Below are 25,187 nucleotides of genomic sequence, written 5' to 3'. Positions count from 1 at the left end.
ATTTTATTTTTTTATTTTACCATTGATTTGATGGATTTTGATTTAGATCAACGAAACCAAATCTTCAAGCGCAACCTTCGGGTCCTTTGCTTTAATGATGCCGGACGCCAGCAACACGCCGCCGGCCCCAAGCTCGATTGCCGCTTTCAAATCTTCACCTTTTGAAATGCCGGCGCCGCAAAGCACAATCACTTTTTTATTTATTTTTCGAGCCGCTTCGACCGAATCCGTAATAATTCCGGGGTTTGCTTTTGAAACCGGAACACCGGTTCCGATCAGTTCGGGCGGCTCAATCGCGACATAATCCGGCGACAGCGCTGCTGCTGCCGCTGTTGTCGCAACATTGTTCGTGCAAACCACACTTCTCATCCTGTTTTCGTAAAGCGACAAAAGCGACCGTTCAATGTCGGCCAGCGTCATTCTCTTTTCGGAATGATTGATCAAACTGCCGGTTGCGCCGGCTTCCCGAAGGCACCGCGCGTAAACTTGTCCGGTGTTGCTGCCGGAACCGATGCCGTCAACGTGTTGCGCAAAAATCGGAATGTCGACGGAAGAAGAAACGCGGAAAAGGTCTGCAAATTGGGGCGCAACAGCGATTTCAATGCCCGAACTTTCCGAAACATCCCGGCAAGCACGTGCGATATCAACGGATTTTTGACCCGTTCCCTCGTCAAAAGTTTTGTAATTGAGCAAAATAAAAACCATCTATTCACCTGGAGATCTGAATTATAAAATAAATTGGAGAATTAAAGGATAAATGTGACGATGGATATAAAATGTATCATCAAAAATGTCTGCATATTTTTAAAAAAGCCAAGACGAATTTGAATGATTCTGAAAAAATGTCCGCAAATTTTTGAAATCAAAGGAAAATATGCCGCCATAACGCGCGCCGCCCATCGCAAAAAACAAAAAAATTATGTCCAAAACCCTTCAGATTTCCAATCAACCGGAAATCCCATTTCTTTTAAACCAATTGACGGATACCTGTCAAGCAGGCCAATGAGCTTGATTTTAAAATCATTTTGCGGTTCAATAACATCTAACAAATATCGGATAGCGCAAACATAAACATAAATTTTATTAGAAGGGATGTTTAAATTCATGATAAATGGCTCTGAACAAGGTTTTTTAAGAAATTCCATGTCCATCGGAATTGTCCGATTCCATAACCGACCGTGATGAGCGCATATATTTCGAATAACACTGAGACAATAAATCCAATTTTCTAAAACAAAATGAGATTTCATTTTAAAATGGGCTGCTATTTCTCTTTTACAATCTGATTTGCGCAAATTTGTAAACAACTTTGAAAGTTTTCCAAGGCTAATTATTTCAAAACTAATCCAACACGCCGGTACCATCCAGCATGTTATTCCTTGTTTCATCTTATACGGTTCAATAAAATCTTCCGTGCTACGCTGTAATGTATTATAAAAATCGTCCAAAAACAAATTATAATTCGACTGATTTCGGAAATGGCTTTCATCTAAATACCAATGTGCTCCATATACCATCGAATATTGTTGAATAAGTTGCGTTCGAAAAGCTATTTCAATTCTTTCCGTTGCCTTAAATATCAAAGACCGCAGCTCAATGTCAAAATTGTAAATATCCAACACATCTTCAAAACAAACATGGTTTACAAACAGTCTTTCTCCAACATTATTATCTTGAAGCGTGTGCGTATAACCCTTTAATCTGTAATAAGTATTATTTGAGAGAAACGTTCGAACCTGCTGCGAGTCATGAATAACAAGGCCTTTATTCATTAAAAGAATAATTTGATTGTCTACAGATAAAGGTTGATTGTTGTTCATATAAATCATCAAAAAGATTGAAAAAAGATAAAGAGAAGAGCCTACCCTAGTGTGCGTTAATGACCAATTCAAAAAGAAAGGATTCAATAACTAGGCATGGTAGGCATTATTAAATATCAATAAACATCCAACGTATAAAAACGTGTTGTAGATCTATTTTCAAATTAATTATAAAATGTGTGGCTGCCATTTTTTCAATCTGCCACTTATAATTCAATTTTAAAACAGAGCTTTCTTATAACGTTTAAAAAAGAAAAAGAAAAGAAACGGGAATTAATTAAATGCCGTTTCCGACTTCGCTCTTTCTGAGCCAATCAATATCGGATTGATACAGTTCCCGAAGATCTTTAAGCCCGAGTTTCAACATCGCCACCCGGCTGACGCCCAATCCCCAAGCAAGAACCGGCTCGGTAATGCCGAACGGCTCCGTCACTTCTTTTCTGAAAACGCCGGCGCCGCCAAGCTCCACCCAACCCATACCTTCAATGTAGACTTCCGGTTCCACGCTCGGTTCCGTGTACGGGAAATATCCCGGACGGAAGCGAACTTCCGAAAATCCCATGCGGTGGTAAAATTCTTTCAGGCAGCCGAGAAGGTTTGAAAAACTCATGTCTTTGTCCATGATGATGCCTTCCAATTGCTCAAATTCAGGCGTATGCGTCGGATCAATCGTTTCGCGGCGGTAGGCACGGTCGATCGAAAACACTTTGATCGGACCTTTCGGATGGTCGGCCAAATATTTGATGGTCACCGATGTCGTATGCGTCCGAAGAACATTCTTTTCCGCGATGTCGGCGCTCCACTTACCTCCCCAACCGGTCGAACCGGTGTTGCCGCCGGTTTCATGGCAGGCGCGCACTTTATCCACAAATTCTTCCGGAACCGGAGAACGTTCTCCGAGATGGAATGTGTCTTGCATTTCCCGGGCGGGATGGTCCTGCGGCTGGAAAAGCGCATCGAAGTTCCAGAAAGACGATTGGACGATGTTTCCTTTGATTTCCGTAAAACCCATTTCCAAAAAGATTTGCCGCATTTCATCAATCAAGCGCTGGTACGGATGAATTTTCGCGCCGTAAAGCGGCTTTAACGGCTTTTGAACTTTGTAGGGACGGTACGTTTTTCCTTCCCAATCGCCGCTTTTTAAAAGTTCGGGCGTGATTTGAGCAATTTCTTCCGTGATGAAAATACCTTTGGCCGCCAAGGCTTTTCCGGTTTTCGTAATCACAATTTTGCGGGTGACGTAGTCGTCTTTTTCAAGCAATTTGCGCTTTAAAAGGTCTTGAATGGTCGCTTTGGACGCGGCTTCTTCCGGCAATTCAAAAACCGGATCGAACGTATCGTTTTCCAAAGAATTTTCATAAAGGCCGCTTAAGACTTTTTCATCTTCCCCTTTTGAAATATCGCCGAGCGGAATCAGAACGCCGTCTTCGATTTTCGCCCATTTCTTTTTAATGAGCCAACCGGTCGCGATGCCGACAAATTGGGGTGAAAAAAGCTCTCTTAAATTTTCAAGCGGCGTCGGACCGTCGATGTTGTCCATAATTTGCCGTTCCGGAAGCCCGGCCTCAGCATATTGTTTTCCTTCGCAGGAAAGCCCGTAAAGCTCAAAAGAAGATTCGATGACTTGGCAAAGTCCCTTTTCTTCCAAAAGAAAAGCCGCTTGCATCGACGCGTCAGCATTGAGATCGGAAATTTCGACCACGTCTTTGAGCTCGGCCGTTTCCAATTCATTTAAAGCCAATAGAACCTTTTTTTCATTATTCGTTAAATCGTAATCCGCCATAAAAACACTCTCACAAGAATCATACTTTTTGCTTTTTGTAATTCATCAAAAACTCATTTAATTTTCCTTTTGCCAATTCTCTTTTTTCTTGATGGTCCTTTAAAAATGATTCAAGTTTTTCGCCGGCTATTTTCTTACATTCTCCGCACAGCATCTGTCCATTGACACATTTGGTCTTTATTTCTTCCAATTCGCAATCATTTTCAATCAAGTGGAAAACATATAGCTCATAAACGGAACAATTACACGGATCTCCACCGATTCTTCTTTGCTCTTCCGCCGTTTCTCGTCCGCCTGTTTTGGCTTTCATGACCTTTTTCTTGGCTTCCTCGGGGTTTTCTGTTAATGCAATGTTACTTCCCGGAATACTGCTTGACATTTTCCCGCCGGTAAGCCCGCTCATAAACTTATGATAAGTTGACGAAGGCTGAATAAAAGCATATCCGCCATATTTAAATTCAATTTCTTGAACAACTTTCGATAATTCTTCTTTTGAAATGTTGCTCTCCGGGACAGTAATATGTTCCTTGAATTCCTGAGCAATGTTCAAAGATACAGAGTATCCTTTTTGAATAAAATCCTCTGCTAAGCCTGCCAAAACAGAAGAATTGTTTGGAAAAAGATAAGGACGCATAATTTTCCAACCACCCTCCTCACAAACACAAGCTTTTGAAAAATCAAAATCAATATGATTGCTTTGCATCACTTGAATTAATTTTTCTGGAGAGATGTTTTTGACGATAATAAAATCATTTGAAGATTCAAGAGCTATCTTTTTGGAGATCTTTTTTATTTCTTTAAACAAATCTTCAATTGGTTCTGTAGAGCCTTGTTTCTGTGAAATTCTCCAATAGCTGAACGAACTCTTTTCGTTTTGAGGGATTAAATCGATTGAAAATAAATTCATTCGGGAAGCAAGATCACGTGTCAGGCGAATATGAGGGTCTTGATCAGCTCCAACCGGAACGACCACCGGAATCGGACCCCCTCCGATGAGTTCAAGATCGGAATCCAGCTTAAGAGGACCATCTTCCGAAAGCTGAAAATGTAAAATGTCCGCGCTCTGTGTAACAGTGCTCATCATATGTGCAAGACGGGTTGAATTTTCAAAACCATAAATAGCAGAAAGTTCTGAAAAATTGACTTTTGTTCCTAACTCAAAGGCCAAATCCTTAACCGGCTGACATTCCGATTGGAAATAAAGACAAGTTTTTTCAGGTTTTAATCCGAGTGCAATTAAGCTGGTCAAATATTCATCAATGCCTATTCTTCTGCATTCCTTCCAAGACAAACCGCGCGCTTCATACGCTTCACGGTCTGCAATTCCGACAATAGCAATAGCACCCGTGCTTTGATACCAAACAATTTGGTCCATAACCATTTTGTGACCCAGATGCGCTTTTCCGGTCGGCATGAACCCATCTAAAACGACAAACGGCTTTTTATGCTTTAAAGAATACGAGATTTGTTTAAAATCCCGATGACCAAAAATAACGCCTCGTCTCATTAATCTGTGTGGATTTGGAATTTCATTCAACACTTCTTCATCGAAAGGCGAAATGCCAAAATACTCAATAAGCTTGTTATAATCAGTAACTCCGGTAACATTCCATGGATCAATCGATTGAAGCATAATATCACATAATAAAATTCAAATTTGTTTTTCACCTTTAATTCTTTCATCTTATTTATTTGTGCTTCATAAAAACCGGAACGGAAAAAAATAAAAATATCTCCTCTTTTTTCAATACTATAAAAAATGATTGCAATAACGCGCGCGTGAGCCGACGCAAATCAAGAATATAAAAGAAAAAACAATACAAAAACATAAAAAAATAGCGAGGGATGGATTCGAACCATCGGTCTACGGGTTATGAGCCCGTCGGGATCTCCTGGCTACCCTACCTCGCTTCGCCAAAACAAACAAAATTAAGATAAAAAAGCAATGCAACGACTCAAATTATTGAATCCCTGCTCAATTTGCAATCCTAAAACTAATTGATTTTATAAATACTTATGGATTGGGAAAATTCGAGATATAATAAAAAGAGGAATCAATCAAGACGGAATCAAAAAATAAAGAACAAAAATGGATTGAACAAATTGCAAAATTAAAAACAAAAAACAAAAAAATAAAAACCCGAAACAAAGAAAACAAATGAATCCAATAAAGGAAAATAATAAATCTTTAAATACCGTAAGGCTGTAATGAAGATATTCACATTTGTATGATTTAAATAGCCAATGACAATGAATATTATTCCGATTCAATTCTTTAATTCTTTTTCAGTACGGTGAAATCCGATGCCACACAGATGTACGAAATGCGGTGCCATTTTCAGTGACGGCGACCCTGTCATTTTAACAGGATGTCCGACCTGCAAATGGAACAAATTCCTTTACGTTCGAGAAGAAACAGTTGCGGCGACGGCCGGAAATGTCCACGTGGACGCGGGTCTTGAGACCGATCTTCATGAAATCGAAAAAACGAAATGGCCGGATCAAAATGAAAAGTCCGAATCCATTAACAAAGTTCTCGAAAATATCGACAGCGTGCTTGATTCGGAAGAAATGACCAAACAAGAGCCGGAACCGGGACGCGTGGATTCTATTCGGATTTTGGATACCGGGTCTTACGAACTGAATCTGGGCTCTATCATGGACAAAGAGGAAATCGTCGTCGGGATCAAAGAAGAAGGACAATACGCCATCGATTTGCCGGTGATTTTGCAGCAATCCGCCAAAAAAGGAAAGGCGAAGAAAAAATAAATTTTTTTATAATTATTTAACATATAATAAATAATATATCTATAACTATTTGTCTTGGCGTGAGCGAAGAAATACATTGTTCTATTTTTACCCATGCATAATTGCCATATAATTTTTGGAAGGAGATTCTTCCTTTTTTTGATATTTTATCTTTTTTTTGAATTTTTTGTCCGCATCTGTTTTTCACATTATTCATATGAATAACGCAGTAAAATAGAACATTTTTCATATGAATAATGCAAAATTTTTCACGTTTTTGATAGGAATCTTGACTTGAACAATCCGTTTTATCCTTTAATCACGCCGATCGGAATCAACCGCGCCACTTTATTCGCGATCCCGAGTTGATCGACCACATCAACAACTTCGTCACTTGGTTTGTAAACGCTTGGCGCTTCTTCGGCAATCACGGATGGTTTATCGGCGCGCACCGTGATTCCTTGGCGTTCCAACTCATCCCGAATCGCTTCACCGCTCATATTATTTTTGGCTTGTCCGCGACCCATCACACGGCCGGCGCCATGGCAAGCGCTTCCGAAAGACAGTTCCATTGACTTCGGGCCGCCTTTAAGAATGAAGGATGGCGTCCCCATGCTTCCGGGAATCAAAACCGGCTGCCCGACATCACGGTAATGTTGCGGCACTTCCGGGTGCCCGGCCGGGAACGCACGGGTGGCACCTTTCCGGTGGACGTAAACATCTTTCTTTTTGCCGTCAACCGTATGGGTTTCATATTTGGCGACATTGTGAGCCACGTCATAGAGGAGCTTCATACCGAGTTCATCGACGTCTTTGCCGTAAAAATTTTCAAAAACCTCACGTGTCCAATGCATAATGACCTGCCGGTTCGCCCAAGCATAATTGGCGCCGCAAATCATCGCTTCAAAATAGTCCTGCGCTTCTTTGGACTGCGCCGGCGCGCAGGCCAACTGTTTGTCGGGAATTGCGATTTTGTATTTTTTAACCGCTTCATTCAAATTTTGGAGATGGTCGGTACAAATTTGGTGACCGGCGCCGCGGGAACCGCAGTGAATCATGACATTCACTTGCCCTTCATAAAGACCGTAAGCCGCTGCCGCTGCAGGATCATAAATTTTGTCCACATACTGGATTTCCAAAAAATGGTTGCCGCTCCCAAGCGTTCCGAATTGCGGGCGCCCGCGTTGGCGTGCTTTGGTGCCGACTTTTTCGGGATCCCCGTCTTTCATAAATCCGCCCGACTCGCAATTTTTGGTGTCGTCTTTAATACCGTATCCGGCTTCGACCGCCCATTCCGATCCGTGTAAAAACGCATCCGTCAACTGTGTGTCATTGACGCGGAACTGCCCTTTGGAACCGACACCGGACGGGATTTTATGAAAAAGGCTTTCTGTGAGCGTTTTGATGTGCGGAACAACATCCGCGCGAGATAAATTGGTTTTCATCAGACGGACGCCGCAATTGATATCAAAACCGACGCCTCCGGGACTGATCACACCGTCCTGCGGGTCAAAAGCGGCAACACCGCCGATTGTGAATCCGTATCCTAAATGGACATCCGGCATCGCCATCGAATAATCTAAAATGCCGGGAAGCATGGAAACGTTGGCAATTTGATCGACGGTCGCCAAATCGATACTGGAAAGGAGTTTTTTGGATAAAAAAATACGGCCGGGAACGCGCATTCCACGTATATGTGAAACCGGAATGTCCCATGTGTTTTCATTGACTTGAACAAGCGCGCCCGAAACGTCTTCCGGAAGGTTGTCGGCGGATTCTTTGGCTGAACCGTCTTTTTCATTTTGATTTTTGTATTGCTGAACCATAATTTTCCCGGAATTTTTGATTTTTTATAAAATTAATTTGAGAAGATAGCTTGAAATATAAAGAATTTGGGGTTAATAGTTAATGATTATCAATTCATTGTCATTCATTGATTTAATTGTTTGGAATCCGAAAATTAAATTTATTTTTTAAAATGGTCTTTAGAACGGAGGTTTTCAGTTGTTCAAATTCATGTCCCCGGATGAAGCGGTCGGTTTAATCAAAGATGGAGATGTGATTGGTGTCAACGCTTTTTTGTCGATTTGTAACCCGACGGAACTCCATTTGGCACTCACCCGCCGCTTTCAAAAAACACAAAGTCCACGCGACTTGACGATTTTTTGTTCCGCCGGATTTGGAGATTGGACTGAAAATTCCCCGATTGAAGGATATATTCAAGATGGGGCTGTATCCTGCGCTGTTTTGGGACATCTCGGGTCCATGCCGACTGTTGCCAAAAAAATATTGACGGAAGAAATCGAAGGGTATAATTTGCCGCTGGGAACCATGTCACACATGATTCGAGCCGCTGCAGGCGGAAAAGATTTTTACGTGACCAAAATCGGAATGAATCTTTTTACCGATCCCGACGTCGGCGGCTATCAGCTCAACAAGATCTCAACAGAAAAATGGGTGTCCAAAACAAAAATGGACGGCCATGAATATTTGATTTACAAGACACCTGAACTTGATATCGCGTTTATTAAAGGAACGAGCGCCGATTCCCAAGGAAATATTTCTTTTGAAAAAGAATGTGCCACCGTTGACGCGCTTGCGCTCGCTCAGGCTGTTCACCGCCGGGGCGGCAAAGTGATTGTTCAGGTGGAGCGGGTCATCTCCAACCATCTGCGTCCCCGCAATGTGATCGTTCCCGGCATTTTGGTGGACGCGATCGTCGTTTGTTCCAATCAAAGTCAAATCTTGAGTGTGAACGGCTACGAGCCGACTTATTCGGGCGATACGTACATTCCGCCGCAGGAGTTAGCCGAATGGGCGAAAGCCAAAGAGAAAAGCGCAGCCAACTTAAGCGATCCGGAGCGTTTGCTTGTGGCATCCCGCGCTTTTTTGGAACTTTCATCGGGACAAGTGGCCAACATCGGCATCGGAATTCCGGAAGCTGTTGCCGTCGTTGCTGCCAAAGAGGGACTTCTTAAAGACATTACACTCACGGTGGAATCCGGCGCAATCGGCGGCCTTCCGGCGTCCGGCGTTTCTTTTGGCGCGACAAGCGGCGCCGACACGATTTACGATATGTCGCAACAATTTGATTTTTATGACGGCGGCGGCCTTGATATTTGTTTCATCGGCGCCCTGGAAATTGACGGTTCCGGAAACGTAAATGGTCACCTGTCTTCCGGAAGAATTACCGGAATCGGCGGTTTTGCAAACATCACGCAATCAACACCGGTTGTCGTCTTTTGCGCCACGTTTACCGCGGGCGGTCTCAAAGTCAAAATTGAAAACGAAAAGTTAAAAATTGAATCGGAAGGAAAATATCCGAAATTTGTAAACGGCGTCCGTTCCGTCAGTTTCAGTTCGATCAACGCGAAAGAATCCGGTCAACGAGTTCTTTACGTCACGGAAAGATGTGTTTTTGAATTAAAGGAATCGGGCCTTATGCTCACGGAAATCGTGAACGGCATCGATTTAAAAAGAGATATTTTAGACCAACTTCCATTTTCGGTAACGGTTTCCCCCGATTTGAAAACAATTCCGGCAAAATTGATTGGAGAAAATTCGTAACAAGCTGTTATTGCGGACGGCCGCCGCGCGCGTTACAGCGACATATTCTCTTTTGGAGTTAAAAACACAACGAGTTGGCTTTAAAAATTTAAATCATAAATCCAAAACAACTTCCGCCTCAAACCCGGAGCCGGTTTTTTCAACCCGGATTCCGTTATAAGTAACCGCTTTGACTTCCGTTCTGAAATTTTGTTTGGACGAATCAATCGGCTCACCGGAAATGACAGCTGAAACGGAATATCCGTCGTTTGTTTTTTGGATTTTCCGAACCGCTATGTTTCCGAAGAGTGTTTCTTCAGCGTCGAACAAAAAAAGAAGTTCGGAAAGAAAATGAACCAAGAGGTCTTCCAAATCCGAAGCGGAAACTTCGACATCAAATTCAACCTCCGGCATAATGTTTGAAACGTCCGCAATCACATGAAACATCGCCAACGCCGAATTTTCAAAAACCTGTTCCAGCGAATCACCGTACGCAATAAAACGTGTGTCGGCAATGTGGTCCAGATAAATAAAAGGCAGATTCGCGGTCATAAGAACAACTGTTTTTGGTTATTTTCATTATTTTTTAAATTTCTTTAGACTTGATTGTTTTTGAATTTCTTTTGATTTGATTGTTTTTGATGCTTTTGATTTTTTAATTACGACGTGTTTTTTGATTTTTCATTTCTTTCTTCAGCGCGAATGGCTTTCCAAATGTAATAAATGCGTTGAAGCGCCGTGACATGAGATAAAATCGCAATAATGACCATGACCCAACCGAGGAATGACAAACCGTAAAAGGAGGCTGCGCCGTGGTAAATCAAAATGTAAATGAAATCCAAAAACGTTCCCGCTAAAATAATAACGAGGCGGTCAGCCCGTCCCATAATGCCGCCGTAATAACGTCCGATTCCCATTGCCTGCGCCTGCGTCCCGAGATAACTGGTCAAAAGAACGCCGACAATTGCCACGAGCCCGATTTGCCAAGGACAAAGTCCGCCGAAAATGATGCCGCAGATGATGAAAACATCGGCGTAGCGGTCAATAACGTGGTCCAAAAAGTCGCCGCGTTTTCCGGCAACGCCCATAATGCGGGCAACAGCGCCGTCAAAAGCGTCCAGCCCGGAATTGACCAAAACACAAAAACCGGCCACCAGAAGCATCCAGTAAGAAGAGGAAGAAGAAACATAGTTCGTCCCCGCCAAGTAAAAAGAAACGCCGGCCAGAAATGAAAAAAGAAGAGATAAAACGGAAAGGACATCGGGCGTGATTTTATATTTCACAAGACGGACCGCAACCGGATTGATGAACTTATCCGTCGCAAAAGGTCTGAGAGAATCGACTGCCATTGAATATTTTCCCCATATATGAATGATGAAAGTAAGAGAGCAAGTTCCTTTATAATCCTATTTCTCAGTTTAATTCTACATCTTTATTTTATAAATATTGTTTGATAAAAAATCAATTTCAAAACAAATTTTTAGCGGCAGCATACAAATATTTGATTTTTGCCGCATATTCCAGCTGCGCCGTGATGCGAAAAGCTTGCTTTAAATCGTTGCCGACCGCGAATGTTCCGTGCCCGAGAGCAACAATTCCGAAAACTTGTTTTTCATTCATGCCCGTCCCGCCGCAAAAAGCATTTGCCGCGTTTGCTGCCAATTCATCGCTTCCGATGCCGCCGACAACGAGTGGAATTTTGCCGAGAAACAGTTTTCCTTCGCTGTCAACCGGAACAATCGACAAATTGCCGGCCTCAAATTCCAAAAGCGACATCACCACCGAATACGGGCAATGCGCGTGAAGAATGGCCATTGCATTTGTTTTCTGATAGATTTTACGATGAACGGCCGTCTCCGACGACGCTGATTTTTCCGCTAATGATTTTTCGTTGCCGCTTGGAAAAATCGGAACTTCAACGATTCCGTTTCGGTCGATTTCATCCATCGCCACGCCGGTTTTTGTGATCACGAACGTGTCGCCTGACGCAGACCGAACGCTCATGTTCCCAAAATTGGATTCAACCAAACCCGATTCAACCACTTTTTTTCCGATGGTTTGAAATTCCTGCCACATTTTTTCACCGACAATTGATGAATAATGAATAATAAAAAATGAAAAATAAATAATGAAATAGAAACGGAATAACAATGAAAGAATTCAAAAAAATATAAAAGTATCCGCTCGGAATCCATAAGATTTATTTAGAAGAATACCGTTAAGGGTTTGTTTCATAACGCCTCGTTAGCTCAGCGGTGGAGCGAGTGATTTGTAATCACTAGGTCGCGTGTTCAAATCACGCACGGGGCTTTCTCATTCTTTTTTTGTGTTTTCCAAATAACAGTCGTCTCAATAATCATTGTTGAGAAACAATTCCATCATTTTTTAGAAGAAGAGATTTTTGAAAAATCAAAAATCACTGCAACCCATCATAAAAGGTGTAACTGACATCGTTCTTTTCAACCAAAATCGCGCTTTGATTGAGTTCTTTTAAAACATCATCCAAGATGGCAATCACCCGTTCTTCATCCGTCCGGTAAAAGACGTAAACAAGCGTGTTTTCATCAATCACAACACCTTCCGGCGTCGTCCAATGTCCTTGGGCTTCAAACGACGTATAGCCCGGCGCATATTTGTCGCAAATCGGATTCACAATTTGTTTGACTTCTTCCGAAGAATAAAGCGCATTTCCATTTTGGTCATCCGTTCCGATGTAAATCGTATATTTTTCAACGTTTTGATAATCTAATTGGCTTGAGTCACCGTGATTGGAAACGTAAAGCTATCCGGCGATACCGGCTGTCGCCAAAAGATTGACAAGAAGCAGAACCAAAATGATAAGAGTCATTTTGTCGAGTTTTTTTTCAGTCATTTGTATTCCTCTTTAACATCATTTTTACTTAATTCAACATTTTCTTTTTAATTTCCCCAAGCTTCAAAAGCGCTTCGACCGGCGTCATATGGTCAACGTCGAGTTCCGCCAGTTCGCATTTGATTTCTTCGGCTTTCGGATCCGGCACGTATTTTTCAACCGTTTTCTCAACGATTTTTTCAACAATCTGTCCGCTTTCCACCGACGGGTCTACCAGCAAAAGCTGCGTGTAACGGGCGCTTGTTCGTTTTCGTTTTCCGTCGCTTTCACTTTCCGCTTCGATCATGCTTTCGTTTTCAAGTTCTCTGAGAATTTCAGACGACCGCTCAATCACTTTATCGGGAACGCCGGCCAATTTCGCCACATGAATACCGTAACTTTTGTCGGTGGCGCCCGGAATGATTTTTCGAAGGAAAACAAGTTCTTTCCCGGTTTCAAGAACGGCGATGTGGAAATTCTTAAGCCGCTTGAGTTTGTTTTCAAGAGCTGTCAATTGATGATAATGTGTCGCGAAAAGCGTTCGGATTCCTTTTTTGTCTTTGTTGTGAATGAATTCGACAACCGCTTTGGCAATGCTGTAACCGTCATAAGTACTGGTCCCACGACCGATTTCATCCAGCAAAATCAGGCTGCGTTCATCCGAATTGTTGAGAATGTTGGACAGCTCGACCATTTCCACCATAAACGTACTTTTCCCGGCGGCCAAATCGTCGTAAGCGCCGATCCTTGTAAAAATACGGTCCACAATTCCGATTTTAGCGTAAGCGGCGGGTACGAACGATCCGGCCTGCGCCATGATCACAATCATCGCCACCTGGCGCATGTAAGTGGATTTTCCGGCCATGTTGGGTCCCGTGATCAATAAAAATTGGTTTTCAACACAATCCATTTCCGTGTCGTTTGGGACGAACGTTTCCCTGGACATTTTGACGGTCTTGGCGTCGTTGGTTGCCTTTTCCACAATCGGATGGCGGCCGTCGCGAATGAGAATTTCAAAGCTGTCGTCCACTTCCGGACAAATGTAATTGTTTTCAAGCGCCGCTTCGGCAAAACCGGACAAAACGTCGGTTTGCGCCACCAGCTGCGCAATTTTTTGAATATCTTTGGCATGTTCCGCCACCCGGACGGTAATTTCCCGAAAAATCTCGTATTCAATGGCGATCGCACGGTCGTCGGCCGACAAAATCAGGCTTTCCCGTTCTTTTAATTCCGGCGTATAATACCGTTCGCCGTTCGCCATCGTTTGTTTTCTGATATAGTTGTCCGGCACCGCATTTTTATTGGAGTTGGTGATTTCAATAAAATAACCGAAAACTTTGTTGTAGCCGACTTTTAAACTTTTAATGCCGGTCCGTTCCCGCTCGTCTGCCTGGAATTTCGCAATCCAATCTTTGCTGTCGCCGGCGACGTTTCGAAGCTCATCAAGCTCCTGATTGTAACCAAACTTAATCATTTTGCCTTCACGAACCGTAATCGGCGGTTCGTCTTCGATCGCGTTTGTAATGAGATCGATCAATTCTTCATAAAAATCAAAACCAATCAACTGATCACGAATGTCGGCCATCATGGCGGATTCGTTGCCGAGAAGATTCGTATCTAAAAGATGGGCGATTTCCGGAATTTTAAGCAGGGAGTTGCGCATGGAAATGAGATCGCGCGCGTTAGAGTTGCCGTAAATCATTCGGCTGACCAGCCGCTCCATATCGGAAATTTCGGACAAGCATTTCCGAAGGTCAAACCGCAGCAAATTGTTTTCCTTTAAAAATTCAACCGCATTCAAACGTTTTTGAATATCAGCCGGAGACAAAAGCGGACGCAAAAGCCAATTTCGGAGAAGACGGGAACCCATTGATGTCTTGGTTTTGTCTAAAATCCGAATGAGCGAATAGTTGGTTTCTTCGTCGCGGACGTTTTTGACAATTTCAAGATTTCGAAGCGCCATCGAATCCAAAACCATGGAATCCGATGTTGAATACGTTCGAACGGAATGAATGTGCTCAAGTTCCCGCATTTGCGTTTCCAAAGCGTAGGAAAGCGCCTTTCCGGCGGCCAGCACCGCGTAATCGTTTCCGCGAAGTCCCATTCCGTCAAGCGTGGATGTTTTGAACTGAACGTTGAGCTCTTCTTCCGCCAACTTGACTTCGGTCGCAAAGTTTTTGCTCATCAAAAACGCGTCCGTTTTGATTTTATGATCGGCAAGCCGGCTCGAAAGAACAGAATTTTTCAGGAGATTGGGTTGTAAAATGCATTCGGACGGCCGAAATTTGGCGACTTCGCTCATCACTTTTTCGTAAGGAGCGGCGTCTTCAAACTGCGCGGTTAAAAATTCCCCGGTGGAAATGTCTAAAAAAGCAATCCCGAAAGTTTCAGCAGCCGGTTCTGTTTTGCCGGTTTTCGAATCTTTCTTTTCGACTTTTTCTTTTCTTTCCGCTTCCTTTCCGTCGTCGTCTTTGTTTTCGTTTTCGCCTTTGCTTTCGCTTTTGTTTTCGTTTTTGTCTTTGAAAGATCCGGAAATCGCCATCAGATAATTGTTGGCCGAATCTGTAATAATCGATGTATCAATAGCGGTTCCGGGCGTCACAACGCGAACAATTCCTCTCTTAACAACGCCTTTTGCTTCTTTGGGATTTTCAAGCTGCTCGCAAATCGCCACTTTGTACCCTTTTTTAATCAAGCGGGGAAGGTAAGTGTCAATCGCATGATAAGGAATTCCCGCAAGAGGCATTTTTTGTCCTTCGATTGTTTTTCCACGGTTGGTCAAAGTGATTTCGAGTTCTTTTGAAATGATTTTGGCGTCGTCGCCAAACGATTCGTAAAAATCTCCCATGCGAAAGAAAACGAGCGCGTCCGGGCACTCTTTTTTCGCTTCATAATATTGGCGCATGGCCGGCGTTGATTGGTCCATTTTATCGGCCTGTTTTGTTTTGAATAATGTTCCCAATAAAATCAATAAATATTAATATTTTAAAAATAATAAATCTGTGAAAATTAAATTTAATTTTTAATGCATTCATTTTTGATTGCAGTAATTTATCTAATCTTATATTTAATTTCTGAAATGAATCCAAAAAAGGTGAAAAAAATGAAATACATTTGTCCGCAATGCGGAAGCACGGAACTTTATTTGGAAAGCGGCGGTATTATGGGAAACATTTACCACTGTAAAAAATGCAGTTATGTCGGAACCTTTGTGATAGAAGGAGAGGAAGACATGGTGAAAGAAATTCAGGAAGGGCACAAAGTCGAAACCGGAAAACCGTAAGTTTTCCGATTTTTTATTTTGGTTTTTTATTCATCTGAGGTTCGGAACTCATTTATCTTTTGCTTCTTTTCTTTTTCGCCCTGGAAATGCTGGCCGCTTCTCTTTTAGCGTCTTCCCGTTCTTTTTCGGTTTCAACTTCGCCTTTTTCCGCCGCGTCAAAAAAGCTTTTTTCGGCTTTGCTTGCATACTTTTCCAAAACCGGTTCGTTTTCCTTTGCGTCGCCGCCCACCGCCGCCACATCATCATCGCCGCCGACAGCATTTAAATAATCGTCCACAGCCGGGTCCGCCGTTTCGGACGAATCGGATTGAACATCAGCGTCGGGTTTTGGTTCCGGTTCAATTTCAATTTCAAAAATTTCAACATCAACTTCTGTTTCAACTTCGAGTTCCGATGTCGGCTCATTTTTCATTTCTTCACCGGAAAAAATATCCACGATCACTAAGTCGTCTTTCTTTGATCTCTTTTCAAAAGCAGCTCTACGATTTTGGTTCCGAGTTTTTCTTTTGGATGATTTTGAACCGGAAACACTGTCCGGAAGAGCATCATCCGTATTTGCCGCCGAGAGTTCCGATTCCGCACCGCCGGGTCCGGCATCTGCCCCAACAGCATCTGTTTCTTCAGCAATCTGTTCTTGTATTTCTGTTTCCGAATCCGATTCCGAATCCGCATCCGGTTCCGCATCAATTTGAAAGTCGTTTTCCGGTTCCGCCGGTTTTTCTTTTACGTTTGTTTTCATCCAATCAACCGATTCCGCTTTGGATAAAATTTTGGTTCCTTCCGCGTCCGGATTTTTCGGATCGAATTCGCCAAGCACGAAACGGACATTTCCGGAGGAAATTTTGCCTTCGACAAAGGAAGTTTCATGAATGAGAACGGACTTCGCCGTCAGGTTTCCGGAAACGGTAACGTTTTTATCCAAAATCAGCTTTCCGGATGTGCTGATGTTGCCGACCACTTTCGTTCCTTCCGACAAAACGACGTCGCCTCTGGCGCGAATGTCGCCGTTGAGGAGAAGATTTTTGCCGGACTCGAAATTCTTACAAATCAGTTTCCCGGACAAAACGCAATTGTTTCCGACGACTGTATTTTCCGGAACGTTAATACTGTCCGCCGAAATCTTAGATCCGATCGGAATAATCAGAAGGCGATCAAAACCGATCACTTTTGACAAATCCATCTCCGCCAGTTTTTCCAAATCAATTTCCTCGTCGTCCTCAAAAAGATCGGTGAGTGCTTTGTCGATTTCTTCACTGGTTTTCCCGAGACCGATCAGTTCGCGAATGTACAAAAAAATAAAAATCATTATCGGAAGCGGATTTCGAACGACAACCCAACCCCGAGATAAGAACCCGCCGTTTAATTTCACTTCTTTGCCGATGTCAAGATCGCCTTCAACAATGATTTTGCCGTTGATGGTTGTAAATTCGCCCAGATAAACGTCGCCGCCCGCATTGACGTCTTTTTCGAATTTGCACCAAACGTCCGCCCGGATGTCGGATTTCGAATCCACTTGACCCGAAACCTGGACGCCTTCACCGGCCATGAGCGTGTCCATTGATAAGTTGCAACCGATGACGGCGTGGTTCCCGATGACCATGCTTGCCGGCGTTTCCAATGTGCCGTTTTCAAACGTCGTGTGGTCGGGAACAATAAAAGTCATGAAGATATTTTCGGGCAGTGGCGTCAGCTCCTTTATAATGAGTGAATAAGTAAACGGATGAGTAATGGATGAAATGAATAAATTGAAATGAAAACATGTTATTTTAGTATTATTGAAACAAATAATTGAAAATATGGAATGAAATAATTCTCTGATTGACAATAAGGATGAGCATTTAGGGATTTAAAATTATTGTAAACTGTCGGAAAATTCCGTGGTTTGCCATAAAAATATTATTTTTTAATGAAAGCATTGCTGTCGCCTAATTAAGTCGGCTGTTGAAAATAAATTAATTAAGCCATTTGATCCGACAACAGCCCCACGCTATATGAAGTATATTCCAATATGGGGATAAATAATAATTTAACTTGCTTGTAACTTCCCATCAAGTTGAATAACTTTGCATATTTAATTATGTTCAACGTGAATGCCATTGTTTTTTAAAGGCTGATCTTTTGGATTTTAACTTGCTTGCAATTTGCTTATCAAGTTGAATAACTTTGTATATTTAATTATTTTCAGCGTTGTCGCCATTGTTTTTCAAAAGCTGGTTTTTGTATTATTAACTTGCTGGCAACTTGCATGCAACTTATATTGTTTGGTCAAAATCCAAATGCGTATTCTTTCAAAAACATTTTTATATGTGTATGAACCGAAAATTTTTAGAATTTTTTACACTAAGCCATTTTGCATAAAAATTCTTTATTTTTGACCTCAAGAACCAAATTTATAAATATTTCGTTTTGTTTTCTCCTGTCATGCAGGAAAAGGGAATTTCGGAAAAAGAGATCTTTTCGGAACTTGAAAAGTTCTCCGCCATGGACACCAACTTTAAAAAAGTGATGAGTTCCATGTGTACGATTCCCCATCCGATTGCGGTGAAAGCGCATCAAATGTTCATTCAATCCAACATGGGTGACCCCGGTCTGTTTCTCGGGACATGCGAAATGGAAAAGCAAGTCATTGAGATGGCCGCCTCTCTTTTGAAACATCCGAATCCAAGCGATGCGGCCGGACACTTAACCTCCGGCGGAACCGAATCTAATATCGAAGCGGTTTACCATATGAAAGCGCGCCACCCCGGCGACAAAGACACAAAACTCAATCTCGTCGTTCCGGCAACCGCTCACTTTTCTTTTGAGAAAATCGCCAATATGTTTAACATTCAACTTCGAAAAACGGATTTGGACTCCAGTTACCGTGCGCTTCCAAGATCCGTCGAATCCAAGATTGATGAAAACACCATCGGACTTATCGGAATCGCCGGCAACACGGAATTCGGCGAAATGGATCCGGTCGGCGCGCTGTCGGAAATCGCTCAAAAATATAATTTGCCGCTTCATATCGACGCCGCTTTCGGCGGTTTTGTTTATCCGTTTTTGAAAGACCAAAATGAACTCAACCAATTCGGATTCAATTTGCCGGGCGTCACTTCCGTTTCCATGGACCCGCATAAAATGGGTTTTTCCGTGATTCCGGCCGGAATTATTCTCTTTAAAGACGATTCGGTCTTGGACCATTCTTTGGACAAAATCAAAGTCAAAACGCCGTATTTGACCAGCAAGTTTCAATCCACGCTCACGGGAACACGTCCCGGATCAGCGGTCGCCGCCACCTATGCCGTGATGAAACATTTGGGACGGGAAGGTTACGAGAAAAACGTCGAGCATTGCCTGGGTTTGACGGAACATCTGTTCAAAAAATTGATCGGCATCAAACTCAAACCGAAATATCCCGCCATCAATATTTTAACCGTGGAAGTCGGCGGCGTCCAACAAACCACACACATCCGGCGGTGCCTGCGCGAGCAATTCGGCTGGTATGTGTCGGAAACCAAAACCAAAACGGCGCTTCGAATGGTTCTCATGCCGCATGTGACCATGGAAGACATCGACCAATTTGTTTTAGATTTGAAATATATTCTTGAAAACGAAGATTTGGAATGCACGTGTTGTTGACGGCGCCGCTGCGCGCACGTTATGCACCTGTTGTTGACGAATCGAGCAAAACCATTCACCGTTTTTTTCTCTGTTTTTCTATTTTTTCTATTCTTTCATTTTTATTCTATTCATGTTTATTTTTCATTGATGATATTTAAATAAGTAAAAGTGTTTTTATTAGTCATGACTGCCCAAACTTCTAAAATTCGTTTTTATCCCTCTTCCAATACTTACGTCATTCCGAAAGGCGCTTTTTTTGATGAAAGCGTCATCATTCACGGGAATATGATTGCGGGTCCCGGCGTTCACTTTTGGAAAAATGTTGCTGTGCAAGGAAACGCGCAACTCGGAAAAGGCTGTACGGTCGCCGGAACTTTAAAGGCCAAAACCGCGATTGTCGGCGCCAAATCAAAAGTGGACAAAATCAAAACGGAATGGAATGCTTCTGTTTTTCAAAACGCAACGGTTCAGTCGATCGATTGCGGCGGACATTTGGTGATTATGGACGGAAGTGTTGTCGGTTACGCCAACGCTGAAAAAACGCTTGAAATTCTCGGAAAAGCCGACATTAAAAAATTGGGACCGGTGACGAAAGTAACGGTTCGGACCGATGAAGTCCGCCTCTTTGAAGAACATGAGGAAGAAGAGGAAGACGAAAATCCGAAAAACGAAATAAAAAGTGAAGCGAAAACGGATGAAATCGCCGAAATGATTGAAATTGATGCCGTTGAAATTATCGCGGCTGAAATTGAAATCGAATCGGAAGAATCTTTTTTTGAATCGCCCGTAACGGCGGAAATAAAACCGGAAACAGAGATTGATTCCGTTTCTGCGCCGGCGGCGTCCGAAGAAGAAAAAGAAGAGGATGCTGAAATTATTGGTGACAACGCCGTGGAAACCGTCACTCAAACCGTTATTGAAACAGCTTTTGGTCCGGTTACCATTGAAGAATACAGCTATGACACCGAGTCCAAGTTTGATTTTGACATTGACGAGGAAAAAAGTGATGTAAATTCCGGCGGAGACGACGACAAAATTGAAAAACTATATGAAACCGGAACATCAAAACCCAAATTTTTAAAACACACTTCTTCTCCGAAAAAAACGATTGAACCGGAAGACGACGACGCTGAAGTCTATGAAGATGAAAAGAAAGAGAGTTCTTATGTGAATTTCAACCGGAAAAGAAAATTGGGCGGCGCTGAATTGATTTACGATATTGAACGGGACGGGGAATTTGACCCGACGATTCCGACGGACGCGGCGAAAATGTATGAGAAGAATAATTCAAACGCCTACGGAAAAAGAGACGACCCGTTTAAGAAAAATGAAAAAAGCGGAATGAAAGACGGCACGAATAAGGATGGTCCGGAAAGTGAAATGAAAAAACCGAAGGTTTATCCGGCTTACGATACCGAATTTTCGTCTCAAAAAGAAACTCGGAAGAGCTCAATAATGGTTAAAGAAGTTCAAATTTCAGAATTCATGATCAAAGAACCGGTTGTCAAAGAAAAAAGAAGGGCGATTCCGGAAAATAATGACCGGAGCGACGCAAAAAAGTGGTATGAGGAACGAGAGAGAAGCGTTTCCAAAATGAAGAAAAAAGAGTATCCGCCATACATTTGATACAACTTGCTTCATAAATAAATCGAATCAAAATAAACAATAAAAATAAAAGGGGCGTTAAAAATGGATTCGTTTAAAATTGAAAGCGCTTACCGTGACAATAACCCGAGGGATGAAATTTTAGATTTTTACCGGAATGGAAATCCGGATGATTTGGATCAAAGCGGAAACAACTTGCTTCATGTCGCCACCGAACACGCCGATTCGGAAGCCGTGGAAATTCTTCTGGCGGCCGGATTTGACCCGGCTGTCAAAAACCCGAATGAAGAAAACGCGCTGACATTGATGGCAAAAAAGCGCCCGTCTTACTTTTATCAGCCGACGCCCGGTGATGTTTACAAAACCACTGTCCGGCTTTTGGACGCCAATCCGAACCTGGCGCGCGGCAGCAAATGCTATCTGACCGCTTCCAAAGACGGAAACGGCGAATTCGTCAAGGCTCTTTATGACAAAGGCGTGAGAATCACCGGAACCGACGACAACGGAAATAACGGCCTTCATCTTGTGTTTTTCTCTCTTCAAAACCCGATGAGCGATGTCAGAAGTGCGCAAAAGCGGCTCGATGACGCCAAAACTTCCGGAAATGCGCCAAGCATCGAAATTGCCGAACGAAATTTGGCGGATTATCAGAAAAAATTGGAGACCGCACTTGAAGGGACATTCATGGCGGCAAAAGCCTTTTACGAAGCCGGCGTGGATCCGGAAGATCAAAATAATATGATGGAAAGCGCACACGTTCTGGCCAAACGTGCCGGCGCGAATAAAATCGGCGCTCTTTTGAAGGGCGAAATTACGGGTGATGAAGACGCTAATGATCCGGAAACGGAACTTAAAACACTGGCCGGCGGAAGAACGCTTCACCAAGCGATCGGCGATTTGGACGGGTTGCGCGCGATTGTGAAATTAGGCGCGGACATCAATGAAATCGCCGACATTTATGGATACGGCGAAGGAACGCCGCTCTCAGCCGCATGTTTTGCTTTTGATGCGGACTCCATCGATGTGCTTTTGGAATGCGGCGCCGACCCGAATGTCAAATCCGGAACCGGAAACACCGCGCTTTCGTGGCTCTTTTGGCGGGAAATTCCGATGAGCGTTCGCAAAGTTGAACCGGAAAGAATCATTAAAAGCATGACGGCTGCCGGACTTAATATCAACGACACGGTTGATGAGCATTACCACACGATTTTGAATTTGGCCTGTGCGACCGGCAACGGAAATTCCGATTTTGGAAACGGATCTTTCCGCCGCTTGGTGGCTGAAGCTGCTATTAAAAACGGTGCCGACGTGAACACAAAAAACAAATACGGACAAACGCCGCTCATGTTCTCCTGTATCGGCGACCGCACATTCCCGGAAGCTGAAAAGGTCCAACTCTTGTTGCTTGAAAAAGGCGCAGCACTTGACGCCAAAGACAATGCCGGAAACACGGTGCTTCATTATGCGGCGTCCAACGCGGACATGAAAAGGGCAAAAGAAATGGCGGAAATGCTCTTTGAATTCGGTGACGTGCTGCCGGACGCGGTGAACAATGCCGGCAAAACCGCGCTTGAAATCGCGACCGAGAAAAATAACGAAATGCTGGTGAAATTTTTACTCAAGAATATGTAATTTCGAAATAAAACATATTGGAGAGGAACAAATTTATGGATGAAATTTTTAAAGCGCAACTGGACCGGTGGCATGATGAGGACGATCACGTTCGAATCATTGATGCCATTCGAAAAATTCCGCCGTCGGATTGGGATTACGACTTGGTTGGCAAATTGGCCCGCGCGTACAACAATGTGGATGATTACGAGGCGGCGATTGATCTTTTGGAAAGCGTCCGCGACGAAGGAAAAGGCGATTTTTTGTGGCATTTCCGGCTCGGATACGCATACTATTATATGAGCAAATATGCCGACGCATTCCGAGAATTTGAAACGGCCAACCAAATCAATCCGGGCGATGAAGATACGGAAGTTTTCATGTATTTGTGCCTTTCCGGCATTGAAGAGCGGGTTTTTTTCAACAGCTCGTCGAACTTTATTTGTCTGAACCGGCGCAAGAACCGGACCGCAAAAACCTGGAAATTCCGGGACAACGGTTCTCAAGACATGATTCTTCTTTACGATTGCAAAATGACAAGCGTTACCGCCGCGGGAGAGGATTTGATTTTTGAATTTGAAGACGGATTTTTCGTGGATGAGGACCATTTGGAAAACCCGTATGATATGACATTAAGAACCGGAAAATCGCAGCTTATTTTGAAAAATGGAAAACTTCTGCGGGACGCCAAAACCCGGTCCGCCGATTGGGAAGATTTTGCCCGAAAGATCTCGGGAAAAAGCTTTGAAATCGTTGAAGAAAAGCGCGAATTTGAAAACGACGAAAGGATCGTCGTTTACAACGGCCGGGTTTGGTCCGGCGGCAAACCGGATTTTGAATCGGAACCGGTCTTTTCATACGAATCTTTGGTGTATGTTTGGGACGATATTCGGGAAGATGCGCCGTGGTAAAATGAAAAATTCTAATTTTTCAAATTATTTGAATCAAAAATACGAAAACGATGACAGTGAAATTCAAAAGAGAACGACCGTTATTGACGATTTTGAATCGTTTTTGAACAAAAGTCAAATTTTAAGTATTGAAGCGGCTTCCGACCGGAAAATAGAAGAATGTGCCCGACATTTTTTTTTGAATTCAAAGGAAACGGCTTATGAATCTTACCGTGTTTTGGCCGAATACGGAGAAATCACCGGAAATGAAGACCTGATGCTTTTGATGGTTTATTTTATTCATGCTGTTGGCGATGTTGATGATTATTTGATCCGGTTGAAAGAATTCAATTTTGATGTGTGGGAAAAGATTTCGTGGTCGCGGTTTTTCGGGGATGAGCGGTGAAGAAAGCTGTTTTTAATTCTTCAATATTGACTTGTGGCTTTCATTTTTGAATTTATTATTTTTATTATTGCTTGTTTTAATTTCCCCGTCTTCTGCCTTATCTGACAAAACGACCGGGACAAAATTCCATTGAGAAACACCAATTTTGTGAATGAGGACATGAACCGCTTTGTTTGACAAAATCCAATATTTTTGAGAAATGTAGGATGAATACAAAAACCGACTGTTTCCACCAAAAGATTCATGACTTCTGTTAAAATCAAGAGCGTTAGACAACACCTCTTTATCATAAAAAATGGTTCCGTCAAAAACAAGTTTTTTCGGCGAAAACTCCAATTTTAAAGTTGTTTTATTTGAAAACGGAGGCATTGTATGCATTGCCGAAAGACAATAAATTTCACTCTCATCGTTTTGAACCGGCGATACCTGAAAACCCGTTAAGTTGTTTTCATGAAACACATCAAGAGTGTCCTTTGTTATTAAAAAATCACCGAACCGTGTGAAAGCATAATCATCTATTTTTAAACGGTGTAACTTTCCGTATTTTTCTTCGGTTTCATCTCCTTCGGATTCAACGTCTCGAAGAAATCCGCTGCCAATGTCTATGTAAGGCGGAGAGAAAATATATAAATCATGTTTCATAAAATCCGGCTGAAGCTGAGGGATCGGGTCTTTTCTTAAAGCATATTTTTCGAGCAAAAGAATAGAAACGACGCTGACTAAAAAAGCTGAAATCAAATAAATATTCATGGAGCCGTTTTTAAAAAATGAACCAAGTATAACAGACAATATAAAAACATAAGAAGTAAACGGAAAAATAAAAATAAATCGAGAAACAAAGGAATTATATTTTAAATTCGGAATAACAATAAAATTTTTCTTTGTTGCCAAATAAACCGCCGGAAGCATACAGATTAAAAAATAAATCGGGTAAAAGTAGTCCATTAAATACCCTCCTTTTTTTGATATTTTCCGGAATCGGGTTCTGAAAATAAACGGTCAATCAAACCAAAAACCAGCAGAAAAACAAGACTTGAAATA

The 25,187-nt window shown here is 42.6% G+C and carries 20 protein-coding genes and 2 tRNA genes; 9 read left to right on the top strand and 13 right to left on the bottom strand.

Features of this window, described 5'->3' with window-relative positions; all coding sequences use genetic code 11:
- Positions 1-42: 42 nt before the first annotated feature.
- The 5 genes from tpiA to MsAc7_RS06415 form a co-directional block, all read right to left on the bottom strand.
- Positions 43-705, bottom strand: coding sequence for a triose-phosphate isomerase (gene tpiA / locus MsAc7_RS06435; protein WP_338102098.1), 663 nt, complete (start codon positions 703-705; stop codon positions 43-45).
- Between the two features lie 212 nt (positions 706-917).
- Positions 918-1,820 carry an Abi family protein gene (locus tag MsAc7_RS06430; protein ID WP_338102097.1) on the bottom strand — a complete coding sequence of 301 codons (903 nt, stop codon included), beginning with the start codon at positions 1,818-1,820 and terminating at the stop codon, positions 918-920.
- Between the two features lie 277 nt (positions 1,821-2,097).
- A complete protein-coding gene (pheS, locus tag MsAc7_RS06425) occupies positions 2,098-3,603 on the bottom strand; it encodes a phenylalanine--tRNA ligase subunit alpha (RefSeq protein ID WP_338102096.1) in 1,506 nt (501 codons plus the stop codon).
- A 19-nt stretch (positions 3,604-3,622) separates the two neighbouring features.
- The gene (locus MsAc7_RS06420; protein WP_338102095.1) at positions 3,623-5,236 is read right to left on the bottom strand and encodes a tryptophan--tRNA ligase; all 1,614 of its coding nucleotides are present in this window, start codon (positions 5,234-5,236) and stop codon (positions 3,623-3,625) included.
- A gap of 203 nt (positions 5,237-5,439) precedes the next feature.
- Positions 5,440-5,514: transfer RNA gene (locus MsAc7_RS06415), tRNA-Met, on the bottom strand.
- A 393-nt stretch (positions 5,515-5,907) separates the two neighbouring features.
- Between MsAc7_RS06415 and MsAc7_RS06410 the strand changes: the two genes are divergently transcribed.
- Positions 5,908-6,372: a Zn-ribbon domain-containing protein gene (locus MsAc7_RS06410; protein ID WP_338102094.1), complete on the top strand. Its 465-nt coding sequence runs from the start codon at positions 5,908-5,910 to the stop codon at positions 6,370-6,372.
- A 287-nt stretch (positions 6,373-6,659) separates the two neighbouring features.
- Here MsAc7_RS06410 and MsAc7_RS06405 read toward each other — a convergent pair whose 3' ends face one another.
- Complete coding sequence (locus MsAc7_RS06405) at positions 6,660-8,177, bottom strand: RtcB family protein (protein WP_338102093.1); 1,518 nt, start codon at positions 8,175-8,177, stop codon at positions 6,660-6,662.
- A gap of 178 nt (positions 8,178-8,355) precedes the next feature.
- Between MsAc7_RS06405 and MsAc7_RS06400 the strand changes: the two genes are divergently transcribed.
- On the top strand, positions 8,356-9,918 hold the full coding sequence (locus MsAc7_RS06400; RefSeq protein WP_338102092.1) for a CoA-transferase: 1,563 nt from the start codon (positions 8,356-8,358) through the stop codon (positions 9,916-9,918).
- 93 nt (positions 9,919-10,011) lie between these two features.
- On the opposite strand, the gene MsAc7_RS06395 is transcribed toward MsAc7_RS06400, so the two are convergent.
- The 3 genes from MsAc7_RS06395 to MsAc7_RS06385 all read right to left on the bottom strand — a co-directional run bounded on the left by MsAc7_RS06395 (position 10,012) and on the right by MsAc7_RS06385 (position 11,973).
- Positions 10,012-10,449 (bottom strand): archease, encoded by a 438-nt coding sequence (locus MsAc7_RS06395; protein WP_338102091.1) that lies wholly within the window; start codon positions 10,447-10,449, stop codon positions 10,012-10,014.
- Positions 10,450-10,556: 107 nt separating this feature from the next.
- Positions 10,557-11,246: a CDP-alcohol phosphatidyltransferase family protein gene (locus tag MsAc7_RS06390; protein ID WP_338102090.1), complete on the bottom strand. Its 690-nt coding sequence runs from the start codon at positions 11,244-11,246 to the stop codon at positions 10,557-10,559.
- Positions 11,247-11,364: 118 nt separating this feature from the next.
- Positions 11,365-11,973: an aldolase gene (locus tag MsAc7_RS06385; protein WP_338102089.1), complete on the bottom strand. Its 609-nt coding sequence runs from the start codon at positions 11,971-11,973 to the stop codon at positions 11,365-11,367.
- Positions 11,974-12,135: 162 nt separating this feature from the next.
- On the opposite strand from MsAc7_RS06385, the gene MsAc7_RS06380 reads away from it, so the two are divergent.
- Positions 12,136-12,207: transfer RNA gene (locus MsAc7_RS06380), tRNA-Thr, on the top strand.
- A 106-nt stretch (positions 12,208-12,313) separates the two neighbouring features.
- Here MsAc7_RS06380 and MsAc7_RS06375 read toward each other — a convergent pair.
- Together MsAc7_RS06375 and mutS are read right to left on the bottom strand one after the other, a co-directional pair.
- Positions 12,314-12,610, bottom strand: coding sequence for a DUF3574 domain-containing protein (locus MsAc7_RS06375; RefSeq protein WP_338103478.1), 297 nt, complete (start codon positions 12,608-12,610; stop codon positions 12,314-12,316).
- A 187-nt stretch (positions 12,611-12,797) separates the two neighbouring features.
- Complete coding sequence (mutS, locus tag MsAc7_RS06370) at positions 12,798-15,674, bottom strand: DNA mismatch repair protein MutS (protein WP_338102088.1); 2,877 nt, start codon at positions 15,672-15,674, stop codon at positions 12,798-12,800.
- 177 nt (positions 15,675-15,851) lie between these two features.
- Here mutS and MsAc7_RS06365 point away from each other — a divergent pair, with 177 nt between their 5' ends.
- A complete protein-coding gene (locus MsAc7_RS06365; protein ID WP_338102087.1) occupies positions 15,852-16,031 on the top strand; it encodes a hypothetical protein in 180 nt (59 codons plus the stop codon).
- Positions 16,032-16,083: 52 nt separating this feature from the next.
- Here MsAc7_RS06365 and MsAc7_RS06360 read toward each other — a convergent pair whose 3' ends face one another.
- Positions 16,084-17,694 carry a hypothetical protein gene (locus tag MsAc7_RS06360; protein ID WP_338102086.1) on the bottom strand — a complete coding sequence of 537 codons (1,611 nt, stop codon included), beginning with the start codon at positions 17,692-17,694 and terminating at the stop codon, positions 16,084-16,086.
- 758 nt (positions 17,695-18,452) lie between these two features.
- Between MsAc7_RS06360 and mfnA the strand changes: the two genes are divergently transcribed.
- From mfnA to MsAc7_RS06335, 5 genes are all read left to right on the top strand, one after another.
- A complete protein-coding gene (gene mfnA, locus MsAc7_RS06355) occupies positions 18,453-19,652 on the top strand; it encodes a tyrosine decarboxylase MfnA (RefSeq protein WP_338102085.1) in 1,200 nt (399 codons plus the stop codon).
- A gap of 165 nt (positions 19,653-19,817) precedes the next feature.
- Entirely contained in the window at positions 19,818-21,260 is a 1,443-nt protein-coding gene (locus tag MsAc7_RS06350) for a hypothetical protein (protein WP_338102084.1), read from the top strand.
- A 63-nt stretch (positions 21,261-21,323) separates the two neighbouring features.
- Positions 21,324-22,871, top strand: a complete 1,548-nt coding sequence (locus tag MsAc7_RS06345; protein ID WP_338102083.1) for an ankyrin repeat domain-containing protein — start codon at positions 21,324-21,326, stop codon at positions 22,869-22,871.
- Between the two features lie 35 nt (positions 22,872-22,906).
- Positions 22,907-23,761, top strand: a complete 855-nt coding sequence (locus tag MsAc7_RS06340) for a tetratricopeptide repeat protein (protein WP_338102082.1) — start codon at positions 22,907-22,909, stop codon at positions 23,759-23,761.
- Position 23,762: 1 nt separating this feature from the next.
- Positions 23,763-24,146, top strand: a complete 384-nt coding sequence (locus MsAc7_RS06335) for a hypothetical protein (RefSeq protein WP_338102081.1) — start codon at positions 23,763-23,765, stop codon at positions 24,144-24,146.
- A 12-nt stretch (positions 24,147-24,158) separates the two neighbouring features.
- Here MsAc7_RS06335 and MsAc7_RS06330 read toward each other — a convergent pair whose 3' ends face one another.
- Complete coding sequence (locus MsAc7_RS06330; RefSeq protein ID WP_338102080.1) at positions 24,159-24,896, bottom strand: hypothetical protein; 738 nt, start codon at positions 24,894-24,896, stop codon at positions 24,159-24,161.
- Positions 24,897-25,187 lie beyond the last annotated feature (291 nt).

This window comes from Methanolapillus millepedarum (genome assembly GCF_032594115.1).
GTDB classification, from domain to species: Archaea; Halobacteriota; Methanosarcinia; order Methanosarcinales; family Methanosarcinaceae; genus Methanolapillus; species Methanolapillus millepedarum.
Note: the sequence above shows the minus strand (reverse complement) of the source record. Positions and strands in the feature narration are given on the sequence as shown.

Coding starts and splice junctions, on each gene's coding strand:
- tpiA (WP_338102098.1), bottom strand. CDS start 705: ATGGTTTTTATTTTGCTCAATTACAAAACTTTTGACGAGGGAACGGGT.
- MsAc7_RS06335 (WP_338102081.1), top strand. CDS start 23,763: ATGAAAAATTCTAATTTTTCAAATTATTTGAATCAAAAATACGAAAAC.
- MsAc7_RS06410 (WP_338102094.1), top strand. CDS start 5,908: ATGCCACACAGATGTACGAAATGCGGTGCCATTTTCAGTGACGGCGAC.
- MsAc7_RS06330 (WP_338102080.1), bottom strand. CDS start 24,896: ATGAATATTTATTTGATTTCAGCTTTTTTAGTCAGCGTCGTTTCTATT.
- mutS (WP_338102088.1), bottom strand. CDS start 15,674: ATGGACCAATCAACGCCGGCCATGCGCCAATATTATGAAGCGAAAAAA.
- MsAc7_RS06420 (WP_338102095.1), bottom strand. CDS start 5,236: ATGCTTCAATCGATTGATCCATGGAATGTTACCGGAGTTACTGATTAT.
- MsAc7_RS06345 (WP_338102083.1), top strand. CDS start 21,324: ATGGATTCGTTTAAAATTGAAAGCGCTTACCGTGACAATAACCCGAGG.
- MsAc7_RS06365 (WP_338102087.1), top strand. CDS start 15,852: ATGAAATACATTTGTCCGCAATGCGGAAGCACGGAACTTTATTTGGAA.
- pheS (WP_338102096.1), bottom strand. CDS start 3,603: ATGGCGGATTACGATTTAACGAATAATGAAAAAAAGGTTCTATTGGCT.
- MsAc7_RS06430 (WP_338102097.1), bottom strand. CDS start 1,820: ATGAACAACAATCAACCTTTATCTGTAGACAATCAAATTATTCTTTTA.
- MsAc7_RS06350 (WP_338102084.1), top strand. CDS start 19,818: ATGACTGCCCAAACTTCTAAAATTCGTTTTTATCCCTCTTCCAATACT.
- mfnA (WP_338102085.1), top strand. CDS start 18,453: ATGCAGGAAAAGGGAATTTCGGAAAAAGAGATCTTTTCGGAACTTGAA.
- MsAc7_RS06405 (WP_338102093.1), bottom strand. CDS start 8,177: ATGGTTCAGCAATACAAAAATCAAAATGAAAAAGACGGTTCAGCCAAA.
- MsAc7_RS06340 (WP_338102082.1), top strand. CDS start 22,907: ATGGATGAAATTTTTAAAGCGCAACTGGACCGGTGGCATGATGAGGAC.
- MsAc7_RS06385 (WP_338102089.1), bottom strand. CDS start 11,973: ATGTGGCAGGAATTTCAAACCATCGGAAAAAAAGTGGTTGAATCGGGT.
- MsAc7_RS06395 (WP_338102091.1), bottom strand. CDS start 10,449: ATGACCGCGAATCTGCCTTTTATTTATCTGGACCACATTGCCGACACA.
- MsAc7_RS06390 (WP_338102090.1), bottom strand. CDS start 11,246: ATGGCAGTCGATTCTCTCAGACCTTTTGCGACGGATAAGTTCATCAAT.
- MsAc7_RS06360 (WP_338102086.1), bottom strand. CDS start 17,694: ATGACTTTTATTGTTCCCGACCACACGACGTTTGAAAACGGCACATTG.